Raw genomic sequence first — 15,033 nt, 5'->3', positions numbered from 1 at the left:
ATGAGGGCTCGGCGATGTGCGGGGGCTCCGACAGGGCGAGGCCGCTGCGATGGCACGGCACGCACGAGGGCTGCGCCACTCAGGTGAACGGGGCTGGCCTGTCCCGAGTCACGCCCTGGGACGCGGAAGCCGTCCGATCGGACCCGACGGCCGACCTGCTGACATCGATGCCCGGCCCGTCTCCACGCCGGAGTCCGGCGGCCCCATGCCGCCCCGAAGACCACGGACTCCACCACCTGCACGACTCCCACCGCCACCGCCACCGCCACCGCCACCGCCACCGCCACCGCCACCGCCACCGCCACTGCCACTGCCACCGCCATCGTCATCCCCTGGCCAAGGCGCTGGCCCTCGTCCAGAGCCCACCCCCCACCCCGACCCCGACCTCAGCCCCGACCTGAACAGGAAAAACCCCACCCACGTCCCGTCGATCTCATCGGGCCCCCTCCCTCACGTCTCCCCCTTCGACTCACCCGTCGACGTCCCAGGCCGCCCGACAGCCCCCGCAATACCCGTGTCCCTCGCACTTCGGCAAGAGCGAGCCGCACCACCAGTGCTGTCGCCGCGTCGTCCCGGGCCTCCCTCTACCGGGGAGCCGGAACCGGAAGAGGTGGACCGAGGACGGCGCGTGCCACCGGCACCGGCCGGTCGGGAACCAGGCCGGTCGGGTGCGCCCTCCGTAACCCGCGACCTGCGTCGGCGGCGGGCGGAACCCTTGGCAGGCCCCGCCGGAACACCTCCGGGCAGCCCAGCTGCGGCCGAAGGCCCCACCCGCGCCACCGGCGCCACCGGCGCCACCGGCGAGGCGAGCACCTCACCGTCGACACGGTCGGCGCGCTCCCCTCGTAGACAGCGGCGGATCGACTCCGGGTCCAGCCCCTCGTTGCACGCCTGGTGGAGCAGCCGGGCGAAGAGGTACTCGGAATCCGCTCCGAGCGCCATGGCCAGTGCTTCGCGGGCCTCCAGTTCGTCACCGGAGGACCAGGCGACCCACCCGGCGAGCGTGAGGGGCGCCGCTGCGTGCTCCCCGTACGAGCCGACGCAGCGGCGTGCCAGGGCCCTCCAGAGGCGCAGGGCCGGTCCGGCCTCGTCCCCCTCCATCCACTCCGCCGCCCGGTCCCGTGTCGTGCGGTCCTGCAGACCGAGGATCAACGTGGCCGCCTCCTCGTGACGCAGCAACTCGTCGTCCCGGAGATCCGCCGACAGCGTGCCGGCCCCAAGAGCGGCAGAGGTGGCGTCGGCGAGCCGGCGCATGACCTGGTGAGCCAGTTCCAAGGTCCTGGCCGCCACACCGGCGCGGCTCCCGTCGTCCAGGATTCGGGGAATCAGCGCCATGCTCACCGCGTCGAGGGCGGATTCCTGCTCCAACGCCGCCTTGCTCTCCCACGGAGTGAGCCTCGCCCGTAGCTGCCGCAGGGTGCCCCTCACCTGAAGGCCGGCATAGGTGGCCGCCGCGGCCAACACGGACGTGCCCGGCAGCCCCATGGACGTACCGTCCGGCGGACAGCAGTCTTGGCTGGGGCAGCAGTACGACCAGAAGCGGCCGTCCGAGATGCACAGTGCCTCGATCACCGGCACGTCGAGCACTCCGCAGGCCTTGCGCAGCAGTTGGGCGAGCGGACGCAGCCGTTCCATCACTGCCCGACCCGACTCCCCTTCCCCGGGTTCCTGGCAGAGGAAGGCGACCATGCTCTCGGGCAGGGCACCCCTGCGCTCGCTGCCCTTCACCAGGCCGTGCGTCAGCTGCTGCGCCACGGACGGCCAGTCGTCCGCGTGGCTCGGGATGCCGAGCCGGGCCCGACCGCCGAAACGGCCACGCCCGTCCCTGTCGTGCAGGGCGACGAGCACGATGCTGTCCTCGGGCCGGTACCCGAGCAGGTAGGGCAGGGCATCGGCCAGTTCGGCCGGAGTGCGGAGGGTGACCTGGTGGTCCGGACACAGGCCGCCGGCCGTGCCATGTGCGCCGGCGACCGCGCCGTGTGCCGAGTCGGCAGAGGTCGTACCGTCGACACCCTCTCGCCGTCCGACGTGATCCACGCCCGGTTCGCCTCGTCCACCCCACCCGTCGCGCCCGTCCTGCCTGCTCCGCCCGTCCTGCCCGTCCTGCCTGTCCGTGCCGTTCTTTTCGGCAGTCTCGTCGCATCGGCCGGTGTCGCCGCCGCCGCCGAGGTTCTCGGCCGGTTCGCTGTGGTTCGTCATGCCGTGACCATCCCGCGAAACCCGGAATTCCGCTTTGCCCTGTGGATAACCACGACCATGGCCACGTCAGAAGTTGTCCACAGCGGACCGGCTCATTCGCGCGATGTCCGACCCATCGGGTTGCATGGGGCCATGAGCAACGACGAGCTGCGCACAGCGGCCGACACCGTCCTCGCCCGCCTCGTCGGCGCGCCGGGAGGCGACGCCCGGCTGCGCGAGGACCAGTGGCGCGCCATCGAGGCCCTCGTGGCCGACAAGCGCCGGGCCCTGGTCGTGCAGCGCACCGGCTGGGGCAAATCCGCCGTGTACTTCGTCGCGACCGCGCTGCTGCGGGAGCAAGGAGCCGGTCCCACCGTGATCGTCTCCCCCCTCCTCGCCCTCATGCGCAACCAGGTCGAGGCAGCCGCACGCGCCGGCATCCGGGCGCGGACCATCAACTCGTCCAATTCCGAGGAGTGGGACACGATCCAGGACGAGGTGGCCGAAGGTGAGGTCGATGTCCTTCTGGTGAGCCCCGAGCGGCTCAACAACCCGGACTTCCGGGACCAGGTGCTGCCCAGGATGGCGGCTGCGACAGGTCTCCTCGTGGTGGACGAGGCGCACTGCATCTCCGACTGGGGCCACGACTTCCGGCCGGACTACCGTCGTCTGCGCACCATGCTCGCCGACCTCCCCTCCGGCGTCCCGGTCCTCGCGACCACTGCCACGGCCAACGCGCGTGTGACCGCCGACGTCGCCGAGCAACTGGGCACCGGCGGAAGCACCGACGCCCTTGTCCTGCGTGGCCCCCTGGACCGCGAGAGCCTGAGCCTGAACGTGCTGCAGCTGCCGGACGCCGCCCACCGGATGGCCTGGCTCGCCGAGCACCTGGGCGAACTGCCCGGCTCCGGGATCATCTACACACTCACCGTGGCCGCCGCCGAGGAGGTCACCGCCTTCCTCCGGCAGGCCGGGCACACCGTGACCTCGTACACGGGGAAGACGGAGAACGCGGACCGCCAGCAGGCCGAGGAGGACCTGCTCGCCAACCGCGTCAAAGCCCTTGTCGCCACATCGGCGCTCGGTATGGGCTTCGACAAGCCCGACCTCGGCTTCGTGGTGCACCTGGGTTCGCCGTCCTCACCCATCGCCTACTACCAGCAGGTGGGCCGTGCGGGCCGTGGTGTCGAGCACGCCGAGGTGCTGCTCCTGCCCGGCAAGGAGGACCAGGCGATCTGGCAGTACTTCGCATCGATCGCCTTCCCTCCGGAGGAGCAGGTCAGGCGCACCCTCGATGTTCTCGGCCAGGCGGGCCGCCCGCTGTCGCTCCCCGCGCTCGAACCCCTGGTGGAGCTGCGCCGGTCACGGCTCGAAACGATGCTCAAGGTCCTGGACGTGGACGGCGCCGTGAAACGCGTCAAGGGCGGCTGGATCTCCACGGGCACCCCATGGACGTACGACACCGAGCGCTACGCGTGGGTCGCCAAGCAGCGCGCGGCCGAGCAGCAGGCCATGCGCGACTACGTGACGACGACCGGCTGCCGGATGGAGTTCCTGCGCCGACAGCTGGACGACGAGGGAGCCGCCCCGTGCGGTCGTTGTGACACCTGCACGAAGCCGCGGTTCTCCGACGCCGTGTCCTCGTCCGCCCTGGACTCGGCGCGTGGCGAGCTCGGCCGCGCGGGCATCGAGGTGGATCCCCGGAAGATGTGGCCCACGGGCCTGCCCGCCGTGGGCGTCGATCTGAAGGGACGCATCCCGGCCGGGGAGCAGGCCGCGACCGGACGGGCGCTGGGAAGGCTTTCGGACATCGGCTGGGGCAACCGGCTGCGGCCGATGCTCGGCCCACAGGCCCCGGACGGGCCTGTTCCGGACGACGTGGCTCAGGCCGTCGTCGGCGTGTTGGCCGACTGGGCGAAGGGGCCGGGCGGTTGGGCGTCGGGCGGTTCCGGCGCCGTGCCGCGCCCGGTCGGCGTCGTCACCATGGCGTCGCAACGCCGGCCGCACCTCGTCCAGTCGCTGGGTGCGCGGATCGCCGAGGTCGGCCGCCTGCCCCTGCTGGGCTCCATCGAGTACGCCCCGGGAGCCGACGCCGCACAGGTCTCCAGAAGCAACAGCGCGCAGCGGCTGAAGGCCCTCGACGGTGCGCTGGTGGTGCCGCCCGGTCTGGCCGCGGCGCTCGCCGGAGCCGACGGACCCGTCCTGCTCGTGGACGACTCGACCGACACCGGCTGGACGCTCGCGGTGGCCGCGCGCATGCTGCGGCGGGCAGGCGCACAGGGGGTGTTGCCGCTGGTACTCGCTGTACAAGGTTGATTCCCGCGGTGCGGTGGTAAATACCGAGCAGGGATATAAGCAGCGGATCGCCAGATAACGGTCGGTGGCCCCAATTGCTCGTTGCCGCAACCAAGTTCGACAGGAAGAATTGACCTCGCGCCCCGTGTGGCCTCCCGAGGTCGTCCGTTCGGGCTGTGCTGCGGCGCGCTCCCCCAGTCCGACCTCGCCCGCTGTGTGGGCGCGTAGCCGAAGGGAGGACCGTGACCTTCGGATTCGCTCCGTCCTCGGCGGCATCGATGTCGACGGCCGCCAATTCCGCCAATCCACTGACCCGGATGCTCGAACCCGCCGAATGGGCCGCTGCGGGGATACCGCTTCTGCGCAATCCCCGGGAGGTCGTCAGCGGGCTGCACTCCCGGCATCGGCCCGGCCCCATGACCGCGATCGTGGCAGTGCTCGATCCCGACGAACGGCTGAACGCGAGCGCTTCCTTCATCAGGCGGCCGGCTCCGGCGGACGGCTGGATGTTCCGCAACGCGCTGCTCGCGCAGTTGCGCCGGGTCATCCCGCACGACCTGCGACGCCGCACACCGGTGCGTACCGCCGTACTGCTCTACTGCCGTGACGGCGACGCGCGGTGGACGGAGGAGGACGGGGCGTGGATGTGGGGGCTGCGCGACGCCTGCACGCTGCACGGCCTGCGCTGCGGGGCATACATCACGCTGACACGTGACGGATGGCAGGTGCTCGGCGAGGGACGCGGGGGCCGTCGGCCCAACGCGGACTCGCCGCCGGAGTCACTGGAGTCGTTCGCGGCGGCCGAGTCCATACAGCCGCGCACCGGCGGGTCCGCCTCGGAGGTACTGCGCCGCGCGGCCGCGCGCTGAGCCGACGGCCAGCCTCGGTCGTCGGCACGGACCTGCCCACGAAGTGCCCCTGCGCACCGACGCGGCCTGCAACTCGCGCGCACGGCTGCTTTGGCGATAAGCGCCAATCCAACCCACGCCAACCCACTCACACCGCTGCCACGGAGACACATCGCTCCGGCTCCGGCTCCGGCTCCGGCACGACCGGACGCGACAACCGCACAACCGTACGCAATGCCGAAACCGAGCCGTACCGACGCACGCATGACCGCGCCACGAGCAGGCAGGAACAGACACGAACAGGGCGGCTCACGCGTGCACGCTCACGCCCGGACCGCACCACAACAACGGCCGCGCCGGCACGTCCCCCCGTACCGGCACACGTCGGATCGTCCTCTGTGCATGCTCCGAGCGGATGCCACCACGGTGGCATCCGAGTCGTGAGAACCCCCTGGAAGAGCGGAGGTTCTCAGACCCCCGCGCCCAGCACCGAGTTGATCTGCTGCGGGTCCCCGCAGACGATCAGCAGGGCACCGGCTCGGCCGAGGGCCAGCGGCAGCGCGGTGGCAGCAGTGGCCTCGGGCCCGCCATTGACGGCGACAACGACCACGGGCCGGGACGCGGCACGACCGACAGCGGAGGCGTCGGCGTAGAACACGTCGTCTCCCGCGTCGTGCTGGGCCCAGTACGCGGCCTCGCCGAAGGAGAGCTCGTGCGCGGCCCACGGATGAGGTTCGCCGGTGGTGATCACCAGCACCTCACCGGGGGCCCTGCCCGAGTCGAGGAGCAGGTCGACCGCTTCCTCGGCGGCGTCCAGCGCGCCCTCGGCCGAGGCCGGGATCAGCTGGATCGTCGGAGTCGAGGCTGCGGCTGGGGCCGCCGGAGCGGCAGGCTCCGGCTTGGCCACGGCCGTGTCGCGCGGCGTGCGTTGTGCAGGCGGCATCGGCCGGACAGGACCCGGACGGCCTGGACGCGGAGGTGCCGCGGGGCGGGGGCCGGGTACGGGGCGGGGGGTCGGCGCGGTCCGGCCGGTGGCCGGACTGACGCGGGGACCCTGGGCACTCTCGTGAATCTGAGGCTCCTCGGGAATGAGAGGCATGAGCTGATTTTTATCAAACGTTGGTGCGACTCGCGTAAGCGGGTGGCACATGAGTGCGAACAGAACCGTCAGAAGTCGAAGCCGAGTTGCCCTTCGATCTCCGGAACGCTTCCGTCCGCCCAACCGCGGACCTTCTTGAGGTGCCGCCACTGGGGCAGCGCATCAAGATACGCCCACGACAGCCGGTGGTACGGGGTGGGGCCCCGCATCTCCAGTGCGGCCCTGTGAACCGGTGACGGATACCCGGCGTTGGCCGCAAAACCGAAGTCTGCATGGTCGACACCCAGTTCGGCCATCATTTTGTCGCGCTGGACCTTCGCGATCACCGAGGCCGCCGCCACGGAGACGCAGGACTGGTCGCCCTTGATCACCGTGCGGACCCGCCACGGAATGCCCAGGTAGTCGTGTTTCCCGTCGAGAATGATCGCGTCGGGACGCACCGGCAGCGCTTCGAGGGCGCGGCAGGCGGCCAGCCGCTGCGCGGCCGTCATCCCCAACTGGTCGATCTCCTCCGGAGAAGCATGCCCCAGGGCGTACGACGTCACCCACTCCGCCAGTATCTCGGCGAGTGCTGTGCGCCTCTTGACGGTGAGGAGCTTGGAGTCGGTGAGGCCTTCGGGCGGGCGACGCAGGCCCGTGACCGCCGCGCAGACGGTGACCGGGCCGGCCCAGGCGCCGCGCCCCACCTCGTCGACACCGGCGATGACCTTGGCTCCGGTCGTGGCGCGCAGGGAGCGCTCGACGGTGTGGGTCGGTGGTTCGTACGGCATGACACGCTCAGCCTACGCCGCCCGGAACCGCACACGACACCCGGTTCCCCCGAGCGCCCCGCGCACCTCCGACCTGGCCGCCCCGAGGCCCGTCCGGGGTCACCCCCAAGCCTGCACAGCGTCACCCGGAGGCCCGCGCGGAGTGACCGCGAAAGCCCGGTCAGGTACCTTCCGGCCGCAACAGCGGGACCATGAGCTGGTCGATCATCTCCTCGATGTCCCGCTCGTTCCATTCGCTCGCGCACACCTTGGAGCGGTACATCATCATCGCCGGAATGGCATCGAGAACGTAGGAGTTCGCCGCGTCCGGCCGGACCTCTCCCCGCCGGATTCCTCGGTCGACGACCTCTCCGAGCAGGCGGATCGTCGGCTCCACGACCCCCGACAGGATCACTTCCTGGAAACGCTGCGCCTGGAACGAGTCGCATTCGTGAATCACCGAGCGCAGCGCGAAACCGGGGCGCGAGAACATCGCCTCGCGCGCCCGTCGGCACAGTTCCAGCAGGTCGGCCCGCACACTTCCCAGATCGGGTACGTCCACGAGCGACGGCAGCCCGGCCTGGAGCGCGTCCGCGACGAGGTCCTCCTTCGACGGCCAGCGGCGGTAGACCGCGGCCTTCCCCGTCTGGGCGCCGGCCGCGACACCCTCCATCGTGAGGCCGTTCCAGCCGACCGTGCTGAGCTGCTCCAGCGCGGCATCGAGGATCGCGCGTTCGAGTACGGCGCCGCGTCTGCGCGGGGAGGCCGCCTGGGCGGGGGCAGCCGTCCAACTCGAAGTAACCATGAGCCTGTCTCCATGTGAGCGGGCGAGGGGCACGCATGTTCGTACACAGGTACACACGTACGCACGCGCCATGCGGACCGGGGTCCTTGAGCGGTCAAGTGACGTCAATCGGCAGCGACTTCAGTGAACGCTTGCGTTCACTGTCGGGGACTCACTACCTTTTGACGCGACAGTGAACGCGAGCGTTCACTAACGCACTCGTGGGGGACTCAATAGTGACAACCTCTCCGTTGATCAAAGATCAGAAGCCAGGAGCGGCCCGCCGGGAGGGGCATCCCGGCATCGCGCTCACCGTCATCGCGGCCTGCCAACTCATGGTGGTACTCGACGCGACGATTGTGAACATCGCGCTCCCGCACATTCAAGGCGCGCTCAAGTTCTCCACCACGGATCTCACCTGGGTGGTCAGCGCCTACACACTCACGTTCGGCGGTCTGCTGCTGCTCGGCGGCCGGGCCGGTGACATCCTCGGCCGACGCCGGGTCTTCATGGCCGGCATCCTGCTCTTCACGGTCGCCTCGCTGCTCGGCGGACTCGCACAGGAGCCCTGGCAGCTGCTGGCGGCACGCGCCCTCCAAGGGGTGGGCGGCGCGATCGCCTCCCCCACCTCGTTGGCGTTGATCACGACGACGTTCCCCGAAGGGCCCGAGCGCAACAGGGCGTTCGGCGTCTTCGCCGCGGTCTCGGCCGGCGGCGGCGCGATCGGGCTGCTCGCCGGCGGCATGCTCACCGAGTGGCTCGACTGGCGCTGGGTGCTCTTCGTCAACGTACCCATCGGTGTACTGATAGCCGTGGTCACACCGCTCTACATCAGCGAGTCCGAGCGGCATCCCGGGCGCTTCGACATCGCCGGCGCGCTGACCTCGACGCTCGGTATGGCCTCGCTCGTCTACGGCTTCATCCGAGCCGCGGAGGAGGGTTGGCGGGACAGTCTCACCATCGCGTCCTTCGGCACCGCGGTCGTCCTTCTTGTGGCCTTCGCGCTGGTCGAGTCCCGGGCCAAGGAACCGATCACACCGCTGCGGATGTTCGCCGACCGCAACCGTTCGGGTACGTACGTGATCATGCTGAGCCTGGCCGCGGCGATGTTCGGCATGTTCTTCTTCATCGTCATCTTCGTACAGAACGTGCTGCGGTACACCCCCATCGAGGCCGGCCTGGCCTTCCTCCCCATCACGGTCGCGATCGGCACCGGCGCGGGTCTGTCGCAGCGGTTCCTGCCGGTGCTCGGGCCGAAACCGTTCATGGTGGTCGGCTCGACCCTCGTGGTGATCGGGCTCGGCTGGCTGACCTTCATCGATCCCGGAAGTTCGTACCTCAGCGGTGTGCTCGGTCCGATGCTGCTGTTCGGCTTCGGCATGGGGCTGAACTTCGTGACGCTGACCCTGACCGCGGTCTCCGGAGTCGCCGCCCACGAAGCGGGCGCCGCTTCCGGACTGCTCAACGCCACGCAGCAGGTGGGCGGTTCGCTCGGCCTCTCCATCCTCACCACGGTCTTCGGTACGGCGAGCCGTGACGAGGCGGAGAAGCAGGTCACGGACTTCATGGCCAACGCCTCGGCGGAGCAGAAGGCGGAGTTCGCCACGACGCACCAGCTGCCCGCTCCCTGGAGTCACGAGGTGCTCGCCCAGGGCATCTCCACGGCCTTCCTGCCGGCCGTCGCCATGGCCGTGCTGGCTCTTGCCGTCGCCACACTGGTCATCCGGGTCCGCAAGAGCGACCTGGAGGCTCTGTCGGGCACGGCGGGGGTCGCGGCGGGCTGACCGGCCACCGCCACGGACACGATGAGAAGGCCGGGCCGCCGTACTGGAAACGGCGGCCCGGCCTTCTCGGTTCCTACGCGGTCGATCTCCTCGGTTCCTACGCGGTCGATGCGGCGGCACACCCCATGCTGCGACATCAGCGGTACGCGAGCGGTACGCGCCCTCTGCGCCCCGCCTCAGCGGTACGCCAGCTCCTGGTCCAGGCGACTGCACACGCGCCAGTCGGCCTCGGGGGACGGCTCCCGCTTGTCGAGGATGTTCCGGGCGCGTGCCTCGCCCCAGCTCGTGGCGTACCAAGGGGCGGCGTTCTCCCCCAGGTCCTCATTGATGGGTTTCAGGGCACAGGACCGCAGAGGCTCATCAAGTTTGTCCAAAGCCGGCACGGCATCGGCGGACAACCCGCGCGCGTAGTCGAGGTCGAACGTGCCCGTCCGCTCGTATCGCTGGACATTGCGCTCGGCGATCATTCCGTCGGGCGACACGAGCCCGAAAGCGAGCACTGTCGCGGCGGCGGTGGCCAGCACCACGCGCGGCAGCCAGCGGGCTCCGAGGACCCCGGCCGCCATGATGAGCACGATGACCAGGCCGAGCCAGAGTTCGACGGTCACCACGGAGATCCTCAGCCGGGTCAGCCCGTACGCCTCCACGTACATGTCCATGCGCCGCACCGCCGAGGCCACGACCACGAGGGCGAGGGCGCAGAGGGTGCCGAGGACGGCGCGTACGAGCGTCCGGTCGCGCGAGTCGTCCCGGGGCGCCCAGCGCAGGGCGAGGACGATGACGAGCAGGGTGAGGAGTGTGACCAGGAGCAACTGCCAGAAGCCCTGACGCGCGTACTCGGAGTACGTCTGCCCGGTCTTCCTGAGGACGGCGTCGTACCCACCGAGCAGGACGGCCAGCTGGACGGCGTTGAAGACGGCGAAGAGCGCGACGAGCACGACCAGGGGCAACGCCCACTCGACGCGACCGCGGGCGCGCCCCGGAGGCACTACGACGCGGTCCCACGGAACGGGTGCCGCGGCCGTGTGTGCCGCCGCCAGAGCGCCGACCACGCCGATCACGAACAGGACGGCGTGCCAGGGGCCACCGGAGACCGACGCGTCGGGCACGAGGTCCGCCAGGAGGTCGGCGAAAGCCGCGTCCGCGCCGGCGAAGAGCGCACCGAAGACCACCAGCAGAACGGCGGCCACCACGATCGCGCGCAGCACCGGGCCCACGTTGCCGCGTGCCCCGCCGGTCCGCTCGCGCAGTCCGCGCCAGCCCCAGCCCGGACCGGTGACCAGCGAGGTGTAGAGGCCGATCGGACCGAACAGCATCCCTGTCCAGGTACGACCGCCGTGCAGTGCCAGCGAACCCACCGCCAGAGCGGCGACGACGGCGAGGAACGACGGCCAGCCGGCGTCGCGCAGTGCCGGAACGATCAACAGGGCCAGTCCGCCGCCGCCCCACACCAGCGTCCAGGGACGTGGCCGCCGGCCCGCCCTCCCGGCCGCGAAGTACACACCGAGCGTGATCGGTATCGCCACCAGCAGGAGATTGAGCGCCAGGCCCTCTCCGAGCAGAAGCATGCTGAGCAGACCGGTGGCCAGAGCGGCCCAGAGAGTCGCGGTACGGACGGGCGCGGCCGTATCCGCCTGGATGTCCGCGAACCAGGACTCCACGGCGGGACCGTCCCAGCTTTCGTCCCCGTCGAGGTCCTTCACGACCGAGTCCTTCTCGCCCGAGCCCGTGCCTGAGTCCGTGCCCGAGCCCGTGCCCGTGCCCGTGCCCGCCCTCGTGCGCCCGCCGCCGGAACGGGCCGCGGGAACGGTGTCCTTCGGCTCCTCGACATCGGCATCGACATCGGCATCCATATCGACAGCGCTACCGGAGTGCGCCACAGCATCCGCCGGCTTCGCTGACTCCTCGGTTTCCGGCCCTCTCGGCTCGGCCTCGGACGGTTTGTCGGACACAGGACCCCCTCCCCCACCGGCCCGGGCAGCACGCAGCGCACGGCTGCGGGGAAGCTCAGGGACCGGTTTCTCGTCGGCGCCGACTCTTGATGATCAACGATCGGCTCGGCGGAAAGGGTAACCGCGGGGCTCTCGGGACAGCGGGGCAAGACCGCTCTGTGGCAGGGCTGTGACAGGGATCGACACTTGGGGCACGCGAGAAGTGGGCACGCGCGCGTGCCCAACGAGCTGAGCCCGGCACCACGCCGTCAACTAGAGCGCATCCGCCGGTGTCAGCCAGCCCGGCAGCGCCTCGGTGCGCTCCAGCCACTCCGCGGGCGGTGCCCCGGCCGACGCGGCGGCCACAACGCCTCCGACGATGGCACAGGTCGTGTCCATGTCGCCGCCCACCTGGGCGGTGGCCCAGAAGCCCTCTTCGTAGTCGCCGAGGGCCCGCGCTGCCGACCAGAGCGCGAACGGCACCGTGTCGTGCGCGGTCGTACGCCGGCCGCAGCCGAGGACGGCCGCCACCGTGGTCGTGTCCCCGTAGTCGAGCATGTCCCGGGCGCGCCGCAGTCCCGCGCCCACGGCGCTGCGCGGCACGAGACCGATGACGCCGTCGAGCAGCGCGTCGGGCCTCGGCGGCCCTCCCGGCGCCGCGGCCAGCGCGGCGGCGGCCGCCACGGCCATCGCGCCGACCACCGCTTCGCGGTGCTGATGGGTGGGGTACGCCGAGATCTCCGCCTGGTGCGTGGCCTGCTCCGGATCGTCCGCGTACCAGGCGCCCAGCGGGGCGATCCGCATCGCCGCGCCGTTGCCCCACGAACCCCGCCCCTTGAAGAGGGCCGAGGACAGTTCGCGCCAGTCGCCACCCTCCCGGATCTGCCGCAGCAGCCGGTCCACCGCGGGACCGTAGTCCCGGTCGGCGTCATGGCGCTCGGCGAAGGAGCGGGCCAGTTCGTCCTGGTCGATGCGGTGATGAGCGGCCAAAGTGGCCACTACGGAGGCGGCCATTTCCGTGTCGTCGGTCCATTTCCAGGGGCCCGGCGGCAATGCGCGGTCCTGGAGCAGCGGATAGTTCGCGGGCACGAAGAACTGTGAGCCCAGCGCGTCCCCGACCGCGAGACCGCGCAGACTGGCCAGGGCGCGGTCGAAGCGCCCGGCGGGAGAGGATTCAGCGGTCATCGCCCTGCCACTCTAGTTCGTTGCTCACGAATTCCGGACAAAAGACAACAGAATGAGCCCACTAACCGGTGGCCCCGTACGACTCCGGATCCCGCCAGCGTTCGAAAGGGCGATCGATCGTGTAACGGCCGTCCTCCCCGAGGACGAGCATCCGCATCTCCGCGTTCCCGGGGTTCGACAGCGACTCGAACTCGGCGACCGTCCAGTGGAACCAGCGCATGCAGAACAGCCGCATGGCCAGACCGTGGGTCACCAACAGCACGTTGGGCGGGTGATCGGGTGCCTCGAAGCTCCGGAAGAGGCTCTCCAGGAAGTTGCCGACCCGGTCGTACACATCGGCGCCCGACTCACCCTGGGCGAAGCGGTAGAAGAAATGCCCGTACGCGTCGCGATAGGCCTTCTGAAGACGTACGTCGTCCCGGTCCTGCCAGTTCCCCCAGTCCTGCTCGCGCAGCCGGGGCTCCTCACGGACGCGGACCTGGCCGGGGTCGAGATGGAAAGACCGGAAGGTCTCGTGCGTACGGCGGTACGGGGAGACGTACACGCTTACCTGCTCGCGGCCGAAGACCTCTCTGAGCCGCTTGCCCGTCTCCTCCGCCTGCCGCCACCCCTTCTCGGTGAGTGCCAGAGCGTGGTCGGGTTCACGCTCGTAGACGGAGTCATCGGCATTGCCCACCGACTCGCCGTGCCGGACAAGAACGATGCGCCGTGGACGTGCCATACCGGAACCCTAGATCGGGTCACGCCCGATCGAGCACTCGTACGGGCTGCATACGTCACAGGTCACACAAATCGCGGCCCTGCGGGACGCCAGAACCCCATCAGGACGACATCAGGACGCCGTCAGACGGTCCAGGTCGGTTCCAGCTGGACGATGTCCCCCGTGAGCGCCACGACGTCCGCCTCTATCTGGGCCCGCAGGGCGAGCCGCTCCACCCGCTCGGCGCGGTATTTGCCGTGCTCGGCGGCCGACTGCCACATCGACAGGACCAGGAACTCGGAGCCGGGCGCCTCGCCGAACAGGCCCCGCACCATGCCGGGCGAGCCGGCCATCGCCGGGTTCCAGACCTTCTCCTGCATCAGCGCGAAGTGCTCGGCGCGCTCCTCGTGCACGCGACAGTGCGCCACCCGCACGAGATCGGCCTCCGTGAAGCGCGGCTCGAAGCCGGTCTTCACGTCGAAGCGGTGGTCGAAGAGTGTGGCGTACTGGTCCTTGAAGGTGCCCGACTGGGACGCGGCCAGCCGGTCATGGGAGCGCGCCATGAAGGAGTCGTAGAAGGCGCGGCTCTCCCAGAAGGCGAAGATGTGGGCGACGCCGGGCCTTCCCCGGCTCCAGCCCCCGCCCTGCCCCCGGAATCCCGGCTCCCCCAGAAGTCCCGCCCATTTTCGCTGTCCCCGTTCGAAACCGCGGCGGTCCACCACGGTGCAGCGAATCCACTTGACCAGCACGGCGCCATCGTAAGGCCCAGGAACGTGGCGTCGGCCACGCTCGGGCGCACTGCGTCCGCGCGAGCGCCCCCGTGTGCGTGGCACGATGGGCAACACGCCTCACCTGCCCGGCAGTTGAGGCGGCCGACTCAGGGGCACCAGGAGGGATGTGCGGTGAACGGCCTCAACAAGGGCATCAGCAAGGTCGAGGTCTCGGTGAAGTGGGATCCCAGTCCCGCCGGCGAACCGGCCATCGATCTCGACATCGTCGCCGCCACCTATCTCGCGACCGACACCCATGAGAACCCCGACTACGTAGTGCACTTCGACAGCCGTTCCCCGGACGGCACCATCTACCTCAACCGGGACAGCAAGGACGGCAAGGGCTTCGGCTGGGACGAGGTGATGACCCTGGAACTGAGCCGTCTCAACAGCCGCTACACGCGCGTGATGGTCGGCGTCGCCATCCAGCAGCGCACCGGACCGCGCACGTTCGCAGGCGTCACCAACCCGGCCCTGCGGATCCGCGAGGGCTACACGGTCCTGTCCGAGAACGACTTCGGCGGCGTCCTCGGGGCGACGGCCACGACGGTCGCCGAGTTCGTACGCGACGCCTCCGGAGGGTGGACCTTCCGTCCCGCCGTCCGCGGCTTCGACGCGGACCCGGCGACCTTCGCGAGAATCATGGGCAACGCCGACGCGTCCTGAAGCCACACGGCTCCCGCACACGCGCTGAAAGCACGCGCACACGC

The 15,033-nt window shown here is 70.3% G+C and carries 12 protein-coding genes; 4 read left to right on the top strand and 8 right to left on the bottom strand.

The features are described 5' to 3' along the window. Positions 1-450 precede the first annotated feature (450 nt). Positions 451-2,199 (bottom strand): DUF4192 domain-containing protein, encoded by a 1,749-nt coding sequence (locus ACH4DZ_RS38640; protein WP_398293427.1) that lies wholly within the window; start codon positions 2,197-2,199, stop codon positions 451-453. Between the two features lie 132 nt (positions 2,200-2,331). Between ACH4DZ_RS38640 and ACH4DZ_RS38635 the strand changes: the two genes are divergently transcribed. Beyond that, positions 2,332-4,494 carry a RecQ family ATP-dependent DNA helicase gene (locus ACH4DZ_RS38635; RefSeq protein WP_398293425.1) on the top strand — a complete coding sequence of 721 codons (2,163 nt, stop codon included), beginning with the start codon at positions 2,332-2,334 and terminating at the stop codon, positions 4,492-4,494. A gap of 221 nt (positions 4,495-4,715) precedes the next feature. Beyond that, positions 4,716-5,342 carry a hypothetical protein gene (locus ACH4DZ_RS38630; protein WP_398293423.1) on the top strand — a complete coding sequence of 209 codons (627 nt, stop codon included), beginning with the start codon at positions 4,716-4,718 and terminating at the stop codon, positions 5,340-5,342. 448 nt (positions 5,343-5,790) lie between these two features. Here the strand turns inward: ACH4DZ_RS38630 and ACH4DZ_RS38625 are convergent, their stop codons facing one another. From ACH4DZ_RS38625 to ACH4DZ_RS38615, 3 genes are all read right to left on the bottom strand, one after another. Beyond that, positions 5,791-6,420, bottom strand: coding sequence for a hypothetical protein (locus tag ACH4DZ_RS38625; protein ID WP_398293422.1), 630 nt, complete (start codon positions 6,418-6,420; stop codon positions 5,791-5,793). A 68-nt stretch (positions 6,421-6,488) separates the two neighbouring features. Beyond that, entirely contained in the window at positions 6,489-7,190 is a 702-nt protein-coding gene (locus ACH4DZ_RS38620) for a ribonuclease HII (RefSeq protein WP_398293420.1), read from the bottom strand. A 160-nt stretch (positions 7,191-7,350) separates the two neighbouring features. Then, a complete protein-coding gene (locus ACH4DZ_RS38615; RefSeq protein WP_398293418.1) occupies positions 7,351-7,974 on the bottom strand; it encodes a TetR/AcrR family transcriptional regulator in 624 nt (207 codons plus the stop codon). 215 nt (positions 7,975-8,189) lie between these two features. Between ACH4DZ_RS38615 and ACH4DZ_RS38610 the strand changes: the two genes are divergently transcribed. Then, positions 8,190-9,737 carry an MFS transporter gene (locus ACH4DZ_RS38610; protein WP_398293416.1) on the top strand — a complete coding sequence of 516 codons (1,548 nt, stop codon included), beginning with the start codon at positions 8,190-8,192 and terminating at the stop codon, positions 9,735-9,737. Positions 9,738-9,913: 176 nt separating this feature from the next. On the opposite strand, the gene ACH4DZ_RS38605 is transcribed toward ACH4DZ_RS38610, so the two are convergent. The 4 genes from ACH4DZ_RS38605 to ACH4DZ_RS38590 form a co-directional block, all read right to left on the bottom strand. Continuing rightward, positions 9,914-11,590, bottom strand: a complete 1,677-nt coding sequence (locus ACH4DZ_RS38605; protein WP_398293413.1) for a DUF4153 domain-containing protein — start codon at positions 11,588-11,590, stop codon at positions 9,914-9,916. Positions 11,591-11,941: 351 nt separating this feature from the next. Beyond that, positions 11,942-12,853: an ADP-ribosylglycohydrolase family protein gene (locus ACH4DZ_RS38600; RefSeq protein WP_398293411.1), complete on the bottom strand. Its 912-nt coding sequence runs from the start codon at positions 12,851-12,853 to the stop codon at positions 11,942-11,944. Positions 12,854-12,914: 61 nt separating this feature from the next. After that, positions 12,915-13,574 (bottom strand): histidine phosphatase family protein, encoded by a 660-nt coding sequence (locus ACH4DZ_RS38595; RefSeq protein ID WP_398293409.1) that lies wholly within the window; start codon positions 13,572-13,574, stop codon positions 12,915-12,917. 122 nt (positions 13,575-13,696) lie between these two features. Continuing rightward, positions 13,697-14,302 (bottom strand): YdbC family protein, encoded by a 606-nt coding sequence (locus ACH4DZ_RS38590; RefSeq protein WP_398293407.1) that lies wholly within the window; start codon positions 14,300-14,302, stop codon positions 13,697-13,699. Positions 14,303-14,455: 153 nt separating this feature from the next. Here ACH4DZ_RS38590 and ACH4DZ_RS38585 point away from each other — a divergent pair, with 153 nt between their 5' ends. Beyond that, positions 14,456-14,989, top strand: a complete 534-nt coding sequence (locus ACH4DZ_RS38585; protein WP_398293405.1) for a TerD family protein — start codon at positions 14,456-14,458, stop codon at positions 14,987-14,989. Positions 14,990-15,033: the final 44 nt, after the last annotated feature.

This window comes from Streptomyces sp. NPDC017991, from assembly GCF_044328075.1.
Classification (GTDB): domain Bacteria; phylum Actinomycetota; class Actinomycetes; order Streptomycetales; family Streptomycetaceae; genus Streptomyces.
The sequence above is the reverse complement of the archived record's forward strand: the minus strand, read 5'-3'. Positions and strand labels throughout refer to the sequence as shown.

Coding starts and splice junctions, on each gene's coding strand:
- ACH4DZ_RS38640 (WP_398293427.1), bottom strand. CDS start 2,199: ATGACGAACCACAGCGAACCGGCCGAGAACCTCGGCGGCGGCGGCGAC.
- ACH4DZ_RS38635 (WP_398293425.1), top strand. CDS start 2,332: ATGAGCAACGACGAGCTGCGCACAGCGGCCGACACCGTCCTCGCCCGC.
- ACH4DZ_RS38625 (WP_398293422.1), bottom strand. CDS start 6,420: ATGCCTCTCATTCCCGAGGAGCCTCAGATTCACGAGAGTGCCCAGGGT.
- ACH4DZ_RS38620 (WP_398293420.1), bottom strand. CDS start 7,190: ATGCCGTACGAACCACCGACCCACACCGTCGAGCGCTCCCTGCGCGCC.
- ACH4DZ_RS38615 (WP_398293418.1), bottom strand. CDS start 7,974: ATGGTTACTTCGAGTTGGACGGCTGCCCCCGCCCAGGCGGCCTCCCCG.
- ACH4DZ_RS38605 (WP_398293413.1), bottom strand. CDS start 11,590: ATGGATGCCGATGTCGATGCCGATGTCGAGGAGCCGAAGGACACCGTT.
- ACH4DZ_RS38600 (WP_398293411.1), bottom strand. CDS start 12,853: ATGACCGCTGAATCCTCTCCCGCCGGGCGCTTCGACCGCGCCCTGGCC.
- ACH4DZ_RS38595 (WP_398293409.1), bottom strand. CDS start 13,574: ATGGCACGTCCACGGCGCATCGTTCTTGTCCGGCACGGCGAGTCGGTG.